This is a genomic window from Coleofasciculus sp. E1-EBD-02 (assembly GCF_040218245.1).
GTDB lineage: Bacteria > Cyanobacteriota > Cyanobacteriia > Cyanobacteriales > Coleofasciculaceae > Coleofasciculus.
The window spans coordinates 1-17808 of sequence record NZ_JAVJQN010000050.1; the positions used below are offsets into that span (position 1 = coordinate 1).

The 17808-nt window shown below is 47.1% G+C and carries 16 protein-coding genes and 1 pseudogene; 14 read left to right on the forward strand and 3 right to left on the reverse strand.

Annotated features, from left to right (window positions below; translation table 11 throughout):
- The first annotated feature begins 14 nt into the window (after window positions 1-14).
- From RIC07_RS08750 to RIC07_RS08770, 5 genes and pseudogenes are all read left to right on the forward strand, one after another.
- Complete coding sequence (locus RIC07_RS08750) at window positions 15-152, forward strand: RRXRR domain-containing protein (RefSeq protein ID WP_446394221.1); 138 nt, start codon at window positions 15-17, stop codon at window positions 150-152.
- A gap of 210 nt (window positions 153-362) precedes the next feature.
- Entirely contained in the window at window positions 363-590 is a 228-nt protein-coding gene (locus RIC07_RS08755) for a helix-turn-helix transcriptional regulator (protein ID WP_446394180.1), read from the forward strand.
- 167 nt (window positions 591-757) lie between these two features.
- Window positions 758-928 (forward strand): annotated as a pseudogene (locus RIC07_RS08760) (helix-turn-helix domain-containing protein); the annotation flags it as partial.
- Window positions 929-1198: 270 nt separating this feature from the next.
- The gene (locus RIC07_RS08765; RefSeq protein ID WP_446348623.1) at window positions 1199-1429 is read left to right on the forward strand and encodes a hypothetical protein; all 231 of its coding nucleotides are present in this window, start codon (window positions 1199-1201) and stop codon (window positions 1427-1429) included.
- Window positions 1423-1794 carry a type II toxin-antitoxin system PemK/MazF family toxin gene (locus RIC07_RS08770; protein ID WP_446394181.1) on the forward strand — a complete coding sequence of 124 codons (372 nt, stop codon included), beginning with the start codon at window positions 1423-1425 and terminating at the stop codon, window positions 1792-1794. Before RIC07_RS08765 ends, RIC07_RS08770 begins: the two co-directional genes overlap by 7 nt.
- 522 nt (window positions 1795-2316) lie before the next feature.
- On the opposite strand, the gene RIC07_RS08775 is transcribed toward RIC07_RS08770, so the two are convergent.
- Window positions 2317-3579 (reverse strand): FIST signal transduction protein, encoded by a 1263-nt coding sequence (locus RIC07_RS08775; RefSeq protein WP_446394182.1) that lies wholly within the window; start codon window positions 3577-3579, stop codon window positions 2317-2319.
- 380 nt (window positions 3580-3959) lie between these two features.
- Between RIC07_RS08775 and RIC07_RS08780 the strand changes: the two genes are divergently transcribed.
- From RIC07_RS08780 to RIC07_RS08800, 5 genes are all read left to right on the forward strand, one after another.
- Window positions 3960-4184 carry a CP12 domain-containing protein gene (locus RIC07_RS08780; protein ID WP_446383235.1) on the forward strand — a complete coding sequence of 75 codons (225 nt, stop codon included), beginning with the start codon at window positions 3960-3962 and terminating at the stop codon, window positions 4182-4184.
- A gap of 262 nt (window positions 4185-4446) precedes the next feature.
- Window positions 4447-5040 carry a DUF3177 family protein gene (locus RIC07_RS08785; RefSeq protein ID WP_446394183.1) on the forward strand — a complete coding sequence of 198 codons (594 nt, stop codon included), beginning with the start codon at window positions 4447-4449 and terminating at the stop codon, window positions 5038-5040.
- Window positions 5041-5253: 213 nt separating this feature from the next.
- Window positions 5254-5580 (forward strand): DUF7734 family protein, encoded by a 327-nt coding sequence (locus tag RIC07_RS08790; protein ID WP_446394184.1) that lies wholly within the window; start codon window positions 5254-5256, stop codon window positions 5578-5580.
- Between the two features lie 173 nt (window positions 5581-5753).
- Window positions 5754-7121, forward strand: a complete 1368-nt coding sequence (gor, locus tag RIC07_RS08795; RefSeq protein ID WP_446394185.1) for a glutathione-disulfide reductase — start codon at window positions 5754-5756, stop codon at window positions 7119-7121.
- Window positions 7122-7370: 249 nt separating this feature from the next.
- Window positions 7371-8144, forward strand: a complete 774-nt coding sequence (locus RIC07_RS08800; RefSeq protein ID WP_446394186.1) for a pentapeptide repeat-containing protein — start codon at window positions 7371-7373, stop codon at window positions 8142-8144.
- 182 nt (window positions 8145-8326) lie between these two features.
- Here the strand turns inward: RIC07_RS08800 and RIC07_RS08805 are convergent, their stop codons facing one another.
- Window positions 8327-9205 (reverse strand): pentapeptide repeat-containing protein, encoded by an 879-nt coding sequence (locus tag RIC07_RS08805; RefSeq protein WP_446394187.1) that lies wholly within the window; start codon window positions 9203-9205, stop codon window positions 8327-8329.
- Window positions 9206-9439: 234 nt separating this feature from the next.
- Between RIC07_RS08805 and RIC07_RS08810 the strand changes: the two genes are divergently transcribed.
- Entirely contained in the window at window positions 9440-10201 is a 762-nt protein-coding gene (locus tag RIC07_RS08810; protein WP_446394188.1) for a hypothetical protein, read from the forward strand.
- A 687-nt stretch (window positions 10202-10888) separates the two neighbouring features.
- Entirely contained in the window at window positions 10889-11890 is a 1002-nt protein-coding gene (locus RIC07_RS08815; protein WP_446394189.1) for a glycosyltransferase, read from the forward strand.
- 214 nt (window positions 11891-12104) lie between these two features.
- Here RIC07_RS08815 and RIC07_RS08820 read toward each other — a convergent pair whose 3' ends face one another.
- The gene (locus tag RIC07_RS08820) at window positions 12105-15662 is read right to left on the reverse strand and encodes a pentapeptide repeat-containing protein (protein ID WP_446394190.1); all 3558 of its coding nucleotides are present in this window, start codon (window positions 15660-15662) and stop codon (window positions 12105-12107) included.
- A 144-nt stretch (window positions 15663-15806) separates the two neighbouring features.
- Here RIC07_RS08820 and RIC07_RS08825 point away from each other — a divergent pair, with 144 nt between their 5' ends.
- Together RIC07_RS08825 and RIC07_RS08830 are read left to right on the forward strand one after the other, a co-directional pair.
- Window positions 15807-17627 carry a hypothetical protein gene (locus RIC07_RS08825; RefSeq protein WP_446394191.1) on the forward strand — a complete coding sequence of 607 codons (1821 nt, stop codon included), beginning with the start codon at window positions 15807-15809 and terminating at the stop codon, window positions 17625-17627.
- Window positions 17600-17773: a hypothetical protein gene (locus RIC07_RS08830; RefSeq protein ID WP_446394192.1), complete on the forward strand. Its 174-nt coding sequence runs from the start codon at window positions 17600-17602 to the stop codon at window positions 17771-17773. The genes RIC07_RS08825 and RIC07_RS08830 overlap by 28 nt, the downstream gene beginning before the upstream one ends.
- Window positions 17774-17808: the final 35 nt, after the last annotated feature.

Here is a 17808-nt window from a genome sequence, read left to right on the forward strand (position 1 = left end):
GAGGTTTATCACCCATGTTACGAGTACCAGTTCTATCGAAATCAGGCAAGCCGTTAATGCCTTCCTTACCTAGCCGCGCTAGGCGTTGGCTAAGAGACGGTAAAGCCAAGGTTGTACATAACGACTTGGAATGCTTTGCCAATGAAACCTAACCAATGGCTAAACTAACTGTTGAGCTAGCTAGCCAATGGATAGGGTAGACGTTAGGTTTGCGAGTCCTAACAGGTGAGGGAAATAGACAAGTTAGTCGAAGGTCTGAGGCGACTCCTCGATTCGCCTGTCTTTTTCTATGTCTACTATATTTAGGTTGACCTAAAGTTGTCAACCCCTCCCGTTCGACCTAAATTTTACGGGGATGTGATATGGCAAATGAAGAAAAACCAATCACTTTTACCTATTTGAGGAAGCGTGCTGGCTTAACTCAACGGAAAATATCTATTTTGATGGATGTCACTGTTAGTACCGTTTCCCTGTGGGAGACAGGAGGACAAAGACCACGGCTATATCCAGAGCAAACCCAGAAATTATTGCAGATACTCAATTGCACTCTTGAGGAACTCGTTGAAGCCTTTAGCCCAAATGAACAGTGACAGTCAAGATTTACCCAAAAATCCTACTCCTCTAAAATTAGGGTTGACTAATACTTGTCGAAAAATACTGGTCAATCCCCAGTCAACCGGGATGCAAAATGGCAAGTGAAGTGGCAAGTGAAGAAAAACCAATCACATTTACCTATTTAAGGTAACGTGCGGGTTTAACCCAGCGCGATATCTCTATTGCAATGGATGTAACTGTTACGACTGTTTCCCAGTGGGAGACGGGCGCACGAAGACCGCGTTTGTTTCCAGAGCAAATTCAGAAATTATTACAGGTACTCGACTGCACCCTTGAGGAATTCGTCGAAGCGTTTAGCCAAAATGAGCAGTGAAAGCCGGATTTACCCAAAAATCCCACCTTCTAAAATGAGGGTTGACTAATATAGCAATCGCCATAGCGGTTAGGACGCATCATTTGGTAGAGACGTTGCATGCAACGTCTCTACAACAGTTCGTTTGTCCTAATCGATGTGTCTACTGCTATACTTGCTCAAAAATGCTGTAAAGGCTAACGGTATAATCAGGGTTTAAGCCTTAAGTCGCACTTAGCTTAGGTATGGCTATTCCCACAAAGACAGGATTAAACACGGGAGATTAGATAAATGACTGTATATGAGAAAACCATAGCGAAGATTCGCCAATTACCGGAACCACTTGTCCAGCAAGTGAACGATTACATTGAGTTCCTGCTGATGAGAAGTGACAACAGACGTGCTGCCCTATGGATGCAGTTTAACGAAGCGCTAGAAATTGCTGAATCTGATTTCACTGACTACTTACCGAATTTAGAAGAGTATGAAGAACGTCTCGCTCGTGGAGAAATTCAGTGGTAGCCAAGCCTTCAAACAGTTTACAAATTAGACGGGGAGATGTAGTTTTATGTGACCTAAACCCAGTCGTAGGTACAGAACAGGCAGGTATAAGACCTGTAGTGATTCTACAGATTGATCGGGCAAATGCTGTTAGTCCTCATACTATCATTGCGCCGTTTACAAACAAGATACGGCAAAAGCTTTTACCTTCTCATGTGTTCGTTCCAGCAGGAGTTGGGGGTTTAAGCCAAAATTCAGTGATTCTGTGTGAACAAATTCGAGTCATTGATAAATCTCGGATTATTAGAGTGCTTGGTCATTTGGATGATATCTATCTCCAAGAACTAGCTCAAGCTCTCTGTACGATTCTCGATATATCACTTTGAACTCATGGGTGAAGCGAAAGCTATTGTGTATAAAATCTTAAGCCTTGGGAGCGATCGCCACCCAAAACCCCAGATCATTTAATAGTTCGACAGTGGATAAATTTGCGGGTAAATCTTAAAATTCCACAAATACTGTTGTTGGTGGGTTACGGCGGATATTGAATTAAACAGTTATGTTGCCGATTGAGTTTCCGCCTAACCCACGATGGCGGCGTGGCACACCTTAATTGGTGAATTAGCATTGTAGGAGCGCAAGGCTTGCGCCCGGTTTAAACGTTAAATCTATTCCACAATTTTAGCTGTGTCACGCCACTACTAAGTAGGTTGGTGGAAATAAACTTAACTAGATTAAGTTATGTAAACAAGCCTCAAACCCTTACTGTTCCCTGTTCCCTGTTCCCTGTTCCCTGTTCCCTAATCTCCACCGCTAACTTTAATTGTATCCACCTACTTAACTACAAATGACGAATGACATAAGACAAATGACGATCTCCACAGTTAGCTTTTATTGTGTCCACCTACTTAGGGTTGCCGACAAATGCCAAATACTGATGTGTAGCCGTGTAAAAATGTACTCCCGCCTACGGGTCCAATCTCGCCATTACAGAAGAAACCGCCAACGGAAATATTATTGATATAGCGACACAAGAGTTGGGAATCAAAATCGGGTTTGCCATACAATCCTTGACCCCGCCCTAAACAGGAAAACATTAATGCTCCCGCCGTTTCTGGGGTAGGATTGACTTGGTTTTGATAATTCTGTAAAAGCAATTCTAGGTCTTCCTCAGAGGTGCGAGCGTCTCGCAGATGGAACTGAATCCGTTGACCAGGGCGCACCCGATCGCCGATCGCGATCGCACCCAGTCTGGGATCAACGCCTAACAGATTGCGAATTAGGAAATCCCCTTGACCCAGACTTTGCTTAAACTCATCACGGGCAATGCCAATAAATAGGGAATGTTGCGCCAATTCGCGATCGCTCTCACTCAGGTTTTGAATTACATCACGCAGCACAGCTAGCGGCGGCTGGGATTCCACCTCACTGAAGCTCATCCCGTTACTATCCGCCAGTTCCAGTACAATATTTCGTTCACCTTTGGTGATTTGATAAGGTTGACCAATGGGACGACAGCCTTGGGAAACAATTGGGTCTAGTACCACATTCCCACTTAACGCCACGCCGATTGTACCTTCTCGATGTAGCGTACCTCCAGAGTATCGTTCCGAATCACGATAAAATAACCCACTCTGAACTCCCATGGCACTGGCACTGGCTAATCCTCCCACCTTAACCGAACCCGGATAGGCAAAATCTAGCCCTTGTAACAAATCATTGATTTTCGAGGAAAAGGGATCGGCTAATAAGATGAAATGGGGTTGATCTTGGGGGGAAACACCGATTAAGTCCACCCAAGTACTGGGTGAACTATCCAAGTCCGGCAAATCACTTCCCGGAATATGAAACGCCCGCACTGAAACCTCTGGCATACTTGCCAAACTGATTGATAGAGCGGGTTCTGCTTCAATTTCTTGAGGTTGACCTTGGGCATTCATGCCAATCACGCCGCCTCCCCCACAACCAATGATCACCGGTACAGATAACCGTTCTTGTAGCAGGGGCATTAATCGGGAATACTCGCTGGCATAAGCTGAAGAGATGAACACCAGACCCAAATCCGCAGGCATCGACAACGATTGTTCCAGACGCTCTACCACTTCCGCGATCGCTGTTTCCAAGGACGGACGAGTTGATAAGGCATTTACCCACTTCATCAAATTTGCCATGACTTTTACTGAGGTTTTCCCTGGGTAGGGTTTTTTCGGGTTGGCTACAGGTGCAAAGCCTTATGATAACTCCAATTCGGCTAACTCCCAAGGGACTGGGGTCAGAACGCAGGGAAGCCAAGGTGGAGGGGAGGAGAAGAAATGAGATTTTACGATATTTCTAGACTTGGGGGATAAATACTGCTAAACAGCCCCTACTTCCGGTAGTCAAGTAGATCGTGTAGAATTGTAAACAGCGTATCGGCTTCTGCGAAACGCTAAACTATAGAATCTTAATGATCTCTAAGTACCGACTTGGATATATTTCAGGGCGGTCAACACCAAATAAATAGGCGTTCTGTACAATACATTAGTGCAGTAATCAGGAAAAAAGGAAAGCCATGAGTGATATTCAAGAACAAATTGATCGGGAGCGTCAGCAAGCTAGAACTGTTTGTGACGCTCAAGGCGCAGAGTCCCCAGACTGTGCGGTAGCTTGGGATTCGGTAGAAGAATTACAAGCTGAGGCATCACATCAGAAGCAAAAAGGCACAAAGAAAACCTCCTTCGAGAAGTATTGCGAAGAAAATCCTGATGCAGATGAGTGCCGCGTCTACGACGAATAATGAGTCTTCATCTGCTATCCGTGCCGATTTTGTATGGATGAATTCAGTGAATCAGTTTGGTGGCTGGAACTCCTTCGGGTGATTCCGGCTGCTTTTTTTGTTCCTGAGAACCCGTTGTCCAGGACACTAGAACACCCGTCCAGTAGTTGAAATCGATAATATTCCTGAAGCGGAAATGGCAAGATTACCGTACAATTTGGGAGGTGAACCGATCGCGGTGTCACTATACTGTTAAATCAAAGGAACTCGTCGGCTATTAGCTATGCCCGATCAACTTCTGCAAGCATTAGTCTGGACAGACTATCGGTTAGCCGTTTTATTTACGGTGTTGATTCCCCTGATCCTAATTATATGGGCTTTTGTCAAAAAAGCTGATGCCATGGTGCGCCTATTAATTATCTACTGGCGCGTGTCCAGTTTACTGGCAATTACGGTTTATATCATGATTGCCTCGTGGCCCATTGGTTTTATATCGGGTTGGCTTGCCCGAGTTTTGATTCCCATCTCCCTCTGGTTCTGGGTAGATGTGAATGAGGATATTGAGGATCAACCGACGAATCTGCTGAAACTTACGCTGACGGCTTGGCGCTGGGCAATAACGATTTACTGTGGGATTGGTGTCTTGTGGAGTCTTCCATCTCTGGGATGCGCGTTTACTCCAGACGTGGTGGAAACGTTTGCCTGTAGAGTTTGGCTAGAACCTCCCTTTCTCTTTAAACAATATTTCCATCCTGAGTCTTCTCCTCAATTTTTGGGTTTTATTGGCATTGTTGGATTATTGATTTATGTTCTGTACTTGAGCTATTTTGTTTTAATTCGCTTAGGAAAACAGGGACGAATCGCCATGGAACAGTAGTGGGAAACTAGGGGAGATGGGAGCAGGGAAAGATGAGGGAGATGGGGAAGAGGAGGGAGCAGGGAAAGATGAGGGAGATGGGGAAGATGAGGGAGATGGGGGAGAGATTTCCCAATCAACAAATGACGAATGACAAATGACAAATGACAAATGACAAATGACAAATGACAAATGACAAATGACAAATGACAAATAACGAATGACGAATGACGAATGACGAATGACGAATTACCAATGAACAAAGGAACTTCTATTGGACAGCGTTTAGAACAATACACAATTAAGTATCCTCAAGAAGTCTTACTCGTTACCGCTCAAATTGCTGGCGAAGAGGATCAGATTGCTATTTACAAGGGGTTTTCTAGTTCATTGATGCGTCCAACAGCTTTCGATCCAGATGTGCCTGTCATACCACCCGAAGCAGAAATTGTCAAAATTGATCGCGTCGCTAGTCCCTATAATCCAGATGCACCTCGTTATATTCAGCAGGGGTTAACTTGGGAGGCGATTCAGCCGTTGTTGGTAGATGCTGGTGTTTAAATTAAGCCTCACCAACTGCCTGGGGTTAAAATTCAAGGATCAACAAACATACAGTTTATAGAATCAGAACAACGAGTCTTTTATCAACTCAGTTCTAGGGAAATCAATACAAAATGCTATTCGCGTACAGTGATAAGTAGTTCACATGCTGATCAAACGGAGTTAACCAAGTTATGAGTTACGATTTTAATCTGTTTGTTATTGGTGGCGGTTCAGGCGGAATTGCCACAGCACGACGAGCAGCACAATATGGGGCAAAGGTAGGAGTAGCCGAATTCAGCCGCTTGGGAGGAACCTGTGTGAATCGCGGCTGTATTCCAAAAAAACTGATGGTTTATGCCTCTCATTTTCCGGAGGTGTTTGAAGAGGCGCAAGGGTATGGCTGGAGTCCTGTACAAAGCACTCTCGACTGGCATAAAATGATCGAGGCGGTGCAAAAGGAACTCGAACGCCTCAATGGAGTTTACCTGCGGATGTTGGATAATTCCGAAGTGCAACTGTTTCGGGGTTATGCCAAGTTTGTTGACCCTCATACGTTAGAGATTTTTGAGTCTCCCAATAGCAGTACGGCATCACAGAGAGTGAGTGCGGACAAAATTTTGATTGCCGTGGGTGGACACCCAGTTACGCCCAATATTCCGGGTATAGAACATGCGATTATCTCCGATGATATGTTCCTCCTCAAAGAGCAACCTAAGCGAGTGGTGATTCTCGGCGGTGGCTACATCGGTGTGGAATTTGCTTGTATTATGCATGGCTTGGGTTCTGAGGTAACTCAGATTATCCGCAAAGAGAAGATTTTGCGGGGGTTTGATGACGATATTCGGACTCAAATCCAAGAGGGAATGCAGCAACACGGTGTCCGGATTTTGGAGGGTAGCGTACCGACAGCGATTGAGAAGACAGGAGATGGATTAAAGGTTACAGTCTGCGGCAAGTATGAGGAAACGGTAATTGGAGACATCTTTCTCGCCGCCACAGGGCGCAAGCCAAATCTCCAGAATCTAGGTTTGGATAAGGCTGGAGTCGATCTCTGTCAAGATGCGATCGCGGTAGATGAGTATAGCCGTACTTCTCAACCTCATATCTATGCGGTTGGGGATTGCACAGATCGGATTAATTTGACGCCCGTTGCGATTAACGAAGGGCGTGCTTTTGCCGATACAGAATTTGGCGGCAAATCTCGGGTGATGAGTTATGAAAATGTCCCCTCGGCGGTATTTAGTACCCCAGAAGCAGCAACAGTAGGCTTAACCGAAGCCCAAGCCAGGGAAAAGCATGGCGATGCGGTGAAAGTCTATCGCGCCCGTTTCCGCCCCTTGTACCACACTCTCACGGGTCGAGAGGAACGGGTTATCGTCAAGTTAGTGGTTGACGAAACCACGGATAAAGTGTTAGGAGCGCACATGGTTGGAGCATCAGCAGCTGAGATTATTCAGGGCGTTGCGATCGCTGTGAAAATGGGAGCGAAAAAAGCCGATTTTGATGCTACCGTTGGTATTCATCCCTCGACCTCTGAGGAGTTTGTTACCTTGCGGTGAACTACCTGCACTCCCAATACTGTTCGATTAAGGAGAGCAGGGGAAGCAGGGGAAGTAGGGGGAGCAGGGGGAGCAGGGGAAGCAGGGGAAGCAGGGGGAGCAGGGGGAGCAGGGGGAGCAGGGGGAGCAGGGGAAGCAGGGGGAGCAGGGGAAGCAGGGGAAGCAGGGGAAGCAGGGGGAGCAGGGGGAGCAGGGGGAGCAGGGGAAGCAGGGGGAGCAGGGGAAGCAGGGGGAGCAGGGGGAGAATAAATGCAATTAAAGCTTATCCGAGCAGTATTGCCTGCACTCACTCATAGAGGAGTGCAGGCTTCCTACCCAACAGAACGCTTAATCGTGGATTTCTTGCGTCCTCCGCGATTAATTCTTAAGTCGTCTTTAGACGACTTTTGCTTTTGGTTCCTTGGGTTTGAACCCAAGGCGATTGGTGAGACTTGGACTGTTAGAAAGCTGAGAGTAATAAATCAAATTATGAACCACAAGCGTCTAATTACTACCATTTTCCTGATGCTACTCTCACCTGTGGCTACCGTTAACGTCAACGCTGTAGCCACAGCAGCAACCCATCTCCTGAAAGATGCAGATACAGTACGCCAATTGCTAGAAACCAATAGCTGTATGGGGTGTGATTTACGAGAGGTAAATCTAGAAGACGCTAAACTCAAAGGAGCCAACCTGCGAGGTGCTAATCTCCGGTTGGCTCAATTAAGTAGGGTTGAACTCAGCCGTGCTGATTTGGTCAATGTTATTCTTAGGAATGCCGACTTGATGGAGGCTTCTCTGGTGGATACCAACCTTAGTAATGCGGACTTAAGAGATACAAACCTGATCGATAGTTTTCTCACCCGCGCCAATTTGAGCAACGCTCTATTAGAGAATGCCAATCTCACCAATGCTTATCTCAAAGGTGCAAACTTAGAGGGCGCAAATTTACAGGGGGCTAACCTAGACGGGGCTGACTGGCGAGATGCTATTTTATGCCAGACGACGCTAGCAGATGGTACGGTATCAAATCGAGATTGTTAATTGGTCATTTGTCATTCGTCATTTGTCATTCGTCATTTGCCCTTAAAATTTTTGCACTCCGTTGGGGGCGGGTTTAGTGACATCCGGGTGAATACCAAACGTTAATGATAAAACCCGCCCCTACAACAGACGTTCGTTCCACCAGACAGACGCGCCATGGCGCGTCTCTACAGCCCTGTTCCCTAAAACAATTCTGGACGTACCTCAACAGATGGATTATTATCCGTCACCACGCAATTTGGAGCCGCTACTGTGCCATCAGGAAGCGTGGTTCGGCATAACTGCGCTCCCTGCCAATTGACACCTGTTGCTCCCCGCAAATCAGTTTCGATGAGTTTTGCGCCTGTCAAGTTCGCGCCGCTTAAATCAGCTTCACTGAGATTTGCCCCATTGAAATTGACATTGGTTAAGTCTGCTAATGTCAAATTGGCTCGAAAAAGATTTGTATTGCTTAAATCAGCACCTGTCATTCTCGCCGAGCTAAAATTTCCCAAGCTCAGAGTTGATCCACTCAAATTTGCCCCGTATAAAATGACATAAGAGGCAAATGTACCATCTAAGCTAGCACCAACGATTTGAGCGCCACTCAAATTGGTATCGTACAACCGAGCACCGCGAAAATTAGCATTGGCTAAAATGGCACGAGTCAAGTTAGCATAATCTAGCTTGGCATTGCTCAGATTGGCTCCTGTGAGATTGGCGGGAATTTCTGTGACAATTGCCCGATTCACCGATGTTTTAGGACTAAAGTTGGCAGCGCTGAGATCAACGCCTCCTAAATTAGCTCCTCTGAGATCAGCCGATCGCAAATCACAACCGACTAAACTTGGTCGATTTTGCCGAGGCAAAACATACGCTTGTTCGAGACGCCTGTCGTATTCAGTTCTTTCACTCAAATTGGCACCGGGAGCTTGTCTGGCTCGCTGACATTGTTGTTGAAAGTCTTGCTCAAAGTCCTCTCGAAACTGGGCGTTAGCTGGTAGTGTCGAAACACCCAAACCCAGGGCTAGGTAAAATCCTAGGATTTTGATTATTGACCGAAACAGGGGATGTTTATTCACGACTCTTCAGTCACTACTGACGTTTAATTATAGTGAATCATAATGCGACTCAGACCGCATCTCATTTGAGATTTTATATCTTAGCAGCTTAACTGAGCCTCTTTTGTTAAGTCAATAGTGTGATAACAGAAACTTATTGACTGAGTTTTACTATCAAATGATAGATGATATTGAGTCTTTGTTCTTTTAGAGTGGAAGTGACAACCACCACAATGTATAAAAATTAACTGAAAGATGACAGCACAGCGGAAAAATAGTTCATTGACAGACCATATCAGTGACGCGATCGCAACAACCACTCAAGTCGCCACGTTTGCCACTCAGTTGGCGACTAAAGCCACGCAATCGGCGGCTGATACCATTACCAGCACAAGCAAGGCTGTAGGAGAAGCTGTTCGCCCTGCGGCTGTGCGATTCGTAGAACCAGGAACGGAAACGGTGGGCAAAATCTTGACACCTATTGCAGAACACCCGCTGACTAAGTATGCTGCCAAAGTCCCAGGGATTAGCTTGCTCGCTGCTGCATTGGGTCAAGTGGATTTGGAGCAAGCTCAAAAAGACGTAGACAAGCTGCGACAGGAGTACCCGTTTGACACATCCGAACAGCTAGCTCACCGGATTATGGTGGATACAGCAATCAAAGGAGGTAGGTTGGGATTAATCACCAACTTTATTCCCCCTTTAGCGCTGGCTTTATTTGGGATTGAGTTAGCGGCGGTTACAGCACTCCAAGCACAGATGGTTTATCGCATTGCAGCGGCTTATGGATTTTCGCTAAAAGAGCCAACGCGACGCGGTGAAGTTCTAGCAATTTTTGGCTTATCTGTAGGGGGTTCCGGAGTTCTTAAAGGGGGTTTGAGTTTTGTCGAAATTCTTCCGGTTATTGGTGCAGCCGTGGGAGCTTCTAGTAATGCAGCTCTCATTTATTCCCTCGGATTCGTTGCCAGTCAGTTTTATGAAGAAAAAAGAAGCACCTTGACTCGATATCCTGAATAGCAATATTCCCCCAGCGCTGCCCCTACAATTGACGTATTACTTTTTTTATCGCTAACTGGGATTACTAGACCGATGCTTTAGTGATCGCTATCACTAAAAAGTCCGTTGTGACCACACAGTAGCGGAAATTTTAGATCACAACAATTGCCCCTAGAAATTTCTACCCTAGAAGTGAAGCCCACATTTCGATTTAAGTACGTGCTGTCAATCAGAATGTGGGCGGCTGTCAGGGTTTCAGGGGTGCATCTGCCCTTTCATATTCATTTAGGGTCTTTTTTCAGGCAGGGTGCATCTGCTTTCTCTAGTTTCGATCAATCATCAGCAAAATGGGTAGAGTTACGATGAAATCTAACCCGCTGAATATAAAAGTTTAGTAAAGTTTTATATTTTCCGACCTGCTCGCCAATATCCGTAAGCCGTCGAAGCGAAGGGTCAAAAGCATGCCCTCGGACTTTGTGACACAGGGGGTTAAAACGAATGTCACTGACTTAAGCTAGGTTCGTAGTAGGCACGAAGCGTGCCAGAAGCGCTTTAGCGCTTACTACAAACTCTAATATGTAAACAAGCCTCAAACCCTTACTGTTCCCTGTTCCCAGTTAAGAGTTCCCTAATCTCCACCGCTAACTTTAATTGTGTCCACCTACTTAGTATATTAAACTAGACGATCTCACTGAGGCAATTAGTGTTTTGAGAACCCTTTACTTTTTAGTCCCTGGAACTTATGGCAAGTTTGCTTGCGGCGGTCTTTGGGCGGAGTTGAAAACCCTGAGTCTGGCAAAGCAGGTTTGTCCTGCGGAGGTAGTCACCTATCGTCAACGGGAAAAGAATACGCTGTTCCTGGATGATTTGCTCAAAAAACAGGATTTAAATAATGTTATTTTTGTGGTCAGTTGGGGATTTGATAGTCCCAAACTTGTAGCAAAGTTAAAGTTACATCCGGTTATTTACCATGCCCATAGTGCTGGGTATCGATTTCAACTTCCGGCGCGTATCCCTATTATTACCGTTAGTCGCAATACTATGGGATATTGGGGACAGCGATCGCCTAATTCTTTAATTTACTATTTACCTAATCATATTTCGGAAGAATTTCAGAACTTCAATCGAGAACGGGATATTGATGTGTTAGTTCAGGCGCGGAAATCGTCTGAGTATTTACTCCAGGATTTGATACCAGAGTTACACAAGCATTGTCGCGTTAAAGTTGTTGATTCCTACGTCGAGGATTTAGTGGGACTCTTCAATCGGGCTAAAGTTTATTTGTATGATTCGGCTGAGTATTGGGCGCAACAGGGGGTAAGTGAAGGCTTTGGGCTGCAACCCATGGAAGCCCTGGCTTGTGGCTGTCAGGTTTTTTCGAGTGTGAACGGGGGATTATCGGATTATTTAGATCCGGGGTTTAATTGCTATAAAATTGCGGTATATTCTCAAGAGTATGATATTAAACGCATTCTCAAAGTTATAGAAAATCCGTCAATCAAGCCTTTAGATGAACATTTTTTGGCAGAATATCGGTATGAAAATATTATCCATCGCCTGAAAATAATTTTAGCGGATGTCAACGAGTTTTTGGATTTAAGCCAAAATCAACCGGGTAGTATTCCCCGTTTAACAAAGATACGGTTAGCTAAATTAAGGCTCCAGAGTTTTTGGGATAAGCTGCGACAAAAATATATCATTAAGAAATAAATTTTTCTCAACAGATGGCAGCCAATAAGTAGGGTGGTGAAAATAAACCGAACGAGGTTAGGTTCTGGAAATGTTCCTCAAACCTTGACAAATGACAAATGACTAATGACTAATGACTAATGACTAATGACTAATGACTAATGACTAATGACTAATGACTAATGACTAATGACTAATGACTAATGACTAATGACTAATGACTAATGACTAATGACTAATAATCATCCTCCTCATCCAACATAATCGTATCTTCATGAAACACGCCAGTCTCTTGTTCCGCGCCCGCTTCTAACTGTTCCTCTTCAGTTTCCGACTCGGAGAATTGCCAATCGTCGATCTGTTCTGTCTCCCCAGCATACTGCTCTGTATCCGACACAGACGGGCGTTGTCCCATTTCGTCCAATTGCTGTGTATCGCCACTATACTGCTCTGTATTCGACGGGTGGTGTCCCATTTCGTCCAATTGCTGCGTATCGCCACTATACTGCTCTGTATCAGACACCGGGGCTTCAGTTACCCACTCATCCACTTGGGCTGTCTCCCCAGCATACTGATCCGTTTCCGACACTGTAGCTTGGGCATTTAATCGCTCACGGTCAAACTGTTCAGTTTCCCCATCATAGCGATCGCTCCCTTGGGAGTAAATGGTTGGTAACATGAGTTCCCCTTCGGCACTCTCAATGAAAATCATCGGATCATCTTCAAACAAATGCTCCTCTTCGATGGTTTTCACGAAGGGAGAGACAACCAAAGATTGGTAATAGGACTGAAACTCGTCCCAGGAAAAGAACGCTCCACTTTTAACCGCAAACTGTTTATTCGGTTCATCTAACTGGGCATCTACTAAACAAGCATTGGTTAAATTCGCTGACGTTAAATTAGCACCCCGCAGATCCGCCCCCAATAAATTTGCCCCTTCTAACTGCGCCCCTTTGAGATCCGCATCCGCTAAATTTGCCCCGACTAAACTTGCCCAGGCTAAATTTGCCTGTTGTAAATTAGCTGCTGCTAAATTAATCCCACTTAACTCAGCCGTCGATAAATCGGCATGGACAAGATTCGCCTCTGCCAGCATTACCCGATTTAAACAAGCTTGGGGTAAATGAATCTGAGCCAAACTTCGTCTCGCCCGTTGCCAAAATGTGGTAGGAGATAGGGCAACGGTACGACCCATAAAACTTAACAATTGATCAGCATCAAAGTCCTGGGGAATCTCCGGATTGCCACAGGGCCAGAAGGGGAGATTGGCTTCTTTGGCGGCTGAACAGAGGACTAAAAAGACATTTAATCCCACGGTGGCATCAATTTGTAACGTATTCAAGGGATTGTTCAAATCCCGCAACTGTTCGTGAACCCGATGAGCCACCCCTTCATCAAACCACCGTCCGCGACAGTAGGCGCGATAGAAGCGATAGAGTCGTTGAAATAATACCGGGAAGGAAAAGGCGTCCGCATTGCGCTGTTGCTCCCGTCGTAGTCTCTCAATTACCAATTCTTCTATTTGAGGAGACAATAAACCATACCCCAACAACTGATAAAGATGTTCAGCCAGATGGAGGGACGAATCAATCACAAACGAGACTTCCCCATACTGGTTGGGCAGCTTTTGCGTTAATGCCTTCAGTTGCAGGGCAATTTCTTCGGCAGCTAAATAGTCGCCTAAACTGGGGTGAGAAAACTCAATGGAGAGGGGGGCTGATGTCGCTTTCTGGGACGAAAATGATTGGCGCGGTGAGGACTTCACCCAGTCTCCGGCTTTATCTCTGGGCTGGGTGCGGAAAAAGAACGTGGGTAGGGGTTGGGTAAACGACTCAGGCGTCGTTTCTTGATTCTGGAACCGATTCTGGATTACTGTTTGTGTCACTTGATTCTGACCCGTCTGCAAAATCGTCAGGGCTGTCCCCTGCATTTGATGGCGTAACTGTTGCGGGGAACGTCCTTCCAAGAGATTGGCGATCGCTTCTAGGGAACGCCCTGCATGGGAAAAGCCTTCGCGAATTAACTCCAAGGGCGGTCCACTCCCACTCGTCGGTTCCCCCAGCAACCAGCGACAAATCCGGTCATAGATTTCAAACTTCACCTCAGCCGGACTCATTTTAAAGATGCGATCGTCAATTAAGGCATCTCGATGTAAAATTCCCACCAAATACAGCATCAATGGACGAGTCAGCAGCGCCACTAAGTCAGGATTCGGAGATTGCGGCTGAAATACGCCACCATGCTTTAAGAAATTAAAATACGACTGGGCAATTGATTTGGATTGCAGTTTTGCCCACTGGAGAAACCACTTGCGGAATTCCTCCTTCGCCATCGGTTCAATGGCAATGCGCTGGAGTCGGCTTTGCAGTGGCGGTAGACTACTATGGCGATACCTACGCGCCAACACACCATCCAAGGTAACCGGGCGACTGGTCAGGATAATTTTGTGGCGAGGCGAATTTGACCCATTTTTCTGGGTATGGAACCGCATCACCTGATCCATAAATGTCCACAAGTGACGCTCCGTCTGGGGAGAACGGGGCAATTCATTCAAACCATCTAAAATCAGCAAACAAGGGGGGGAACTGCGAGAGAACCACCCGTCGGTATCCGTGAACCGTCCCACCGGGAAGGCTGTCTCCAAGGTTTGCTCCAAGGTTTGACCCAAGGTAACATCCCGCAGGCGAATAATCACAGGCATCCACTGGGGATACAGCTCTTGCGCTACCCGTGCCGCTAACATCTGACAGAAACTGGTCTTACCACAGCCACCATCGGCTTCAATCACCGCAATACTGTTTTTGTCATTCAGTTGAGCCATCACCCATGCCATTAAATCTGTCGGTGGCGAGGAAGCAGCAGCGAGATAGGCAGGGTCGAGATCCTGTTTGCGGCGTCGTTCCCGGTTTTCTTGTCCCAGCGTGGTAGGGAGGCGTCTGCCGTTCAGGGACACGTAGATTTCCTTGAGGGAAAAGGGTTCGGCAAATAAGGGTTCGCTTAAGGACCGGGACAGTTCCGCCCGATAATATTCTCGATCCAAATCCAGGGTCAATTGGGGCGTGGAAAATTCTTCCTCCTCATCCTCTTCTGGAGGGGTGTTGAGGGTGTTACTTAAATGACCTAACCGAACAAACTTTTGCAGTTGCGCCAAGGGTAGCGCATTTTCGGCAATCACCTTGAGCAAATGACCCGCGAGTCCATTACTTAACCGTTGGGTTAATAACTTCGCTTCCGTTTCCTCCGCCCCATTCGCCACAAACCAGGCGATCGCTAAATTATTCATCTGCTGCACCAGAAAGGAATTTGCCACAGATGACAGGGCTTGTTCAGCTTGGGAATCACTGAGACGTCCGGGGCGCAGGGTTTTCAGTAGAGCAATCAATTGGGGATCAACCAGAGGTTCATCAATATTCGGTGACGCCGGGACTTGGGCGCGGTTGACCCAGGGTCTTCGCAGTTGGGCTTCTTGCTCTAAAATTCCTTGTAATGCGTTCAGATACGCCACCTGAAAACTCAGCCAGGTGCCTTCACTCCGGCGTAAGGGCTTCTTGCGACTCAAAATCCGCAGCAACCCCACCGTTAACTGAGACAAAATCGGCGCGACTTGCCAAGCGACAGTTAACGGTAACTCCAACACTTCGGTCAAGACACTAATCGCAAAGGGATTCAGACTCTTAACCTCCATGTCTTGGGCAATGCGAAACGCAATGCCCGCCAACTGGGCGTTATCCTGTCCCAGTTGGGCAAGTTCAATGTGGCGTTCTGCTAGCCAATGGCGAATGCTCAGCCTCATGCCACCCTAACTACTCCAAAACGATTCCTCATCTTATTGTGGACTCTATTGAACGGATTGCGAATCACCCAAATTTACGGTTGATTGGGAATACAATGATGGACAATAAACGGTGAACAATGAATTACCAGTTGTTTTCTATCTGTGTCCAAACGAGACTTGCCCCGATTTCATCTCCATACTTCCCTGCCTACTCGCCAACCTCGGGGACATAAGTTAGTCATCCGACTCGCAAGAGGCTCTAAGGCATCGAGTTTAGCAGAAACGGGACACTTAGATGCCAAAGTTGTCCGAGACAGGCGCTCAAACCCAGCCTACAAACTCCGCCAAGGTGTGTTTTTGCGGTGGTCATTGCTGTGGTTGATGATCGTGTCCGTTGTCGGCAGTATGGTCATTGGTGGTACATTATTACTCACCAAACTGCCACCTCCGGCAAATTGCCAACGCATTTCTCCTTTATCCCCGGATAGCGAACGATTATACTGCGCTCAACTGGCTGCCCAATCCGGAGAATTTGAGCAACTTCTAGAGGCGATCGCGATCGTTCAATATTGGTCGCCCAACCATTCCCTGTATCCCCAGGCGCAGCAACTACTGCAGGAATGGTCTCAAATGGTACTGCAATTTGCCCGGGAAACCCTGAATCAGGGAAACTATACCGATGCCCTGAAAATGGCGATGCAAATCCCTGTAAGTAGTCCCCTATATCCCGAAGCTCAAGCCCAAATCGCTACCTGGAAACAGGAACGAATCCAGGCTCAGGCAATTGTCAGTCAGGTTCAAGATGCCCTGAAAGTACAAAACTGGCAGCAGGCGGCTAAACTAATCAGCCAACTGTCACGCCTGAATGACCAATACTGGAGTGTATCCCGCTATGATACCCTGACCCAGCAGTTGGCGGCAGAAAAACAGGCGTGGACACAACTGCAAGAGGCACGAGATTTAGCCAAATCGAATCAACTGACAAAGATCGAACAAGCGATCGCGTTAGCAGCCAAGGTTGATCCTAATAGCTATATTAAAGCCCAAGCCCAGAGTGATCTGTCGAATTGGAGTCGCACCTTACTTAAAATTGCCGCCACTCGCTTCCAAAATCAAGAGTATCAGGGGGTGATTGAGGTTGCCCAAGGAATTCCGATTAATACCTCCCTGTATCAAGAAGCTCAAGATTGGTTACGCTTAGGGCAAGCCGGAAAACTGGTGCAACAAAACACTATCCTCGCCTTCATTGATGCCTTAACCGCTGTTCGCCAACTGGATGGCAAAAGTCCGGTGCAAACGTCAGCCGCCGCCCAAGCCATTCAGTGGGAGGCTCAACTCCAAGATCGCCTCCAGTTACGCCTTGCCCAAATGACTGCCAGCTTTGAGCAACGTCCCCTGCTACAGATGGCGATTGAACAAGCTGCCCTGATCACACCCGATCGCCCCCAGCGTATCCAAGCACAGACCAACATAGCCCAGTGGCGCAAACAGATTCAACATATCGACGATCGCAATACCCTCAGAACCGCCCAACAGTTAGCCGCCGGGGGAACCATTGATCAATTAAACGCCGCCGTCACCCAAGCCCGTAAAATTGAGCCAGGTCAACCTTTACGCCCCGAAGCCCAAACTGCGATCGCCCAATGGAATCGCCAAATCCAAACCCTAGAAGATCAACCCATCCTCGACTTAGCCCGCGCCTTCGCCCAACGTCGGGATTTAATCGCCGCCATTTCCACCGCCAATCAGATTCGTCCAGGTCGAATGCTGTATGCTGAAGCTCAAAGCGCGATCGCCCAATGGGTTGCCCAAATCCAAACCGCCCAAGATCGTCCCATCCTCGAAGCCGCCGCCGCCCTAGCCGCCCAAGGACGATTTGACGCCGCGATCGCCACCGCCGCCCAGATTCCCCCAGAACGGGCGCTTTACCAACAAGCCCAAGCCGCGATCGCTCTTTGGAAATCCCAACAGAATGGAGGGTAGGAGGATGGGGAGCAGGGGAAGCAGGGGAAGCAGGGGGAGCAGGGGAAGCAGGGGAAGCAGGGGGAGCGGGGGAAGCGGGGGAAGATGGGGAAGATGGGGAAGATGGGGAAGATGGGGAAGATGGGGAAGATGGGGAAGGTAAATGATCCATGACTAGAAAAGGGTTTTATGTGTAGGGGCG

Coding starts and splice junctions, on each gene's coding strand:
- RIC07_RS08810 (WP_446394188.1), top strand. CDS start 9,440: ATGACAGCACAGCGGAAAAATAGTTCATTGACAGACCATATCAGTGAC.
- RIC07_RS08765 (WP_446348623.1), top strand. CDS start 1,199: ATGACTGTATATGAGAAAACCATAGCGAAGATTCGCCAATTACCGGAA.
- RIC07_RS08785 (WP_446394183.1), top strand. CDS start 4,447: ATGCCCGATCAACTTCTGCAAGCATTAGTCTGGACAGACTATCGGTTA.
- RIC07_RS08820 (WP_446394190.1), bottom strand. CDS start 15,662: ATGAGGCTGAGCATTCGCCATTGGCTAGCAGAACGCCACATTGAACTT.
- RIC07_RS08755 (WP_446394180.1), top strand. CDS start 363: ATGGCAAATGAAGAAAAACCAATCACTTTTACCTATTTGAGGAAGCGT.
- RIC07_RS08780 (WP_446383235.1), top strand. CDS start 3,960: ATGAGTGATATTCAAGAACAAATTGATCGGGAGCGTCAGCAAGCTAGA.
- RIC07_RS08775 (WP_446394182.1), bottom strand. CDS start 3,579: ATGGCAAATTTGATGAAGTGGGTAAATGCCTTATCAACTCGTCCGTCC.
- RIC07_RS08790 (WP_446394184.1), top strand. CDS start 5,254: ATGACGAATGACGAATTACCAATGAACAAAGGAACTTCTATTGGACAG.
- RIC07_RS08800 (WP_446394186.1), top strand. CDS start 7,371: ATGCAATTAAAGCTTATCCGAGCAGTATTGCCTGCACTCACTCATAGA.
- gor (WP_446394185.1), top strand. CDS start 5,754: ATGAGTTACGATTTTAATCTGTTTGTTATTGGTGGCGGTTCAGGCGGA.
- RIC07_RS08750 (WP_446394221.1), top strand. CDS start 15: ATGTTACGAGTACCAGTTCTATCGAAATCAGGCAAGCCGTTAATGCCT.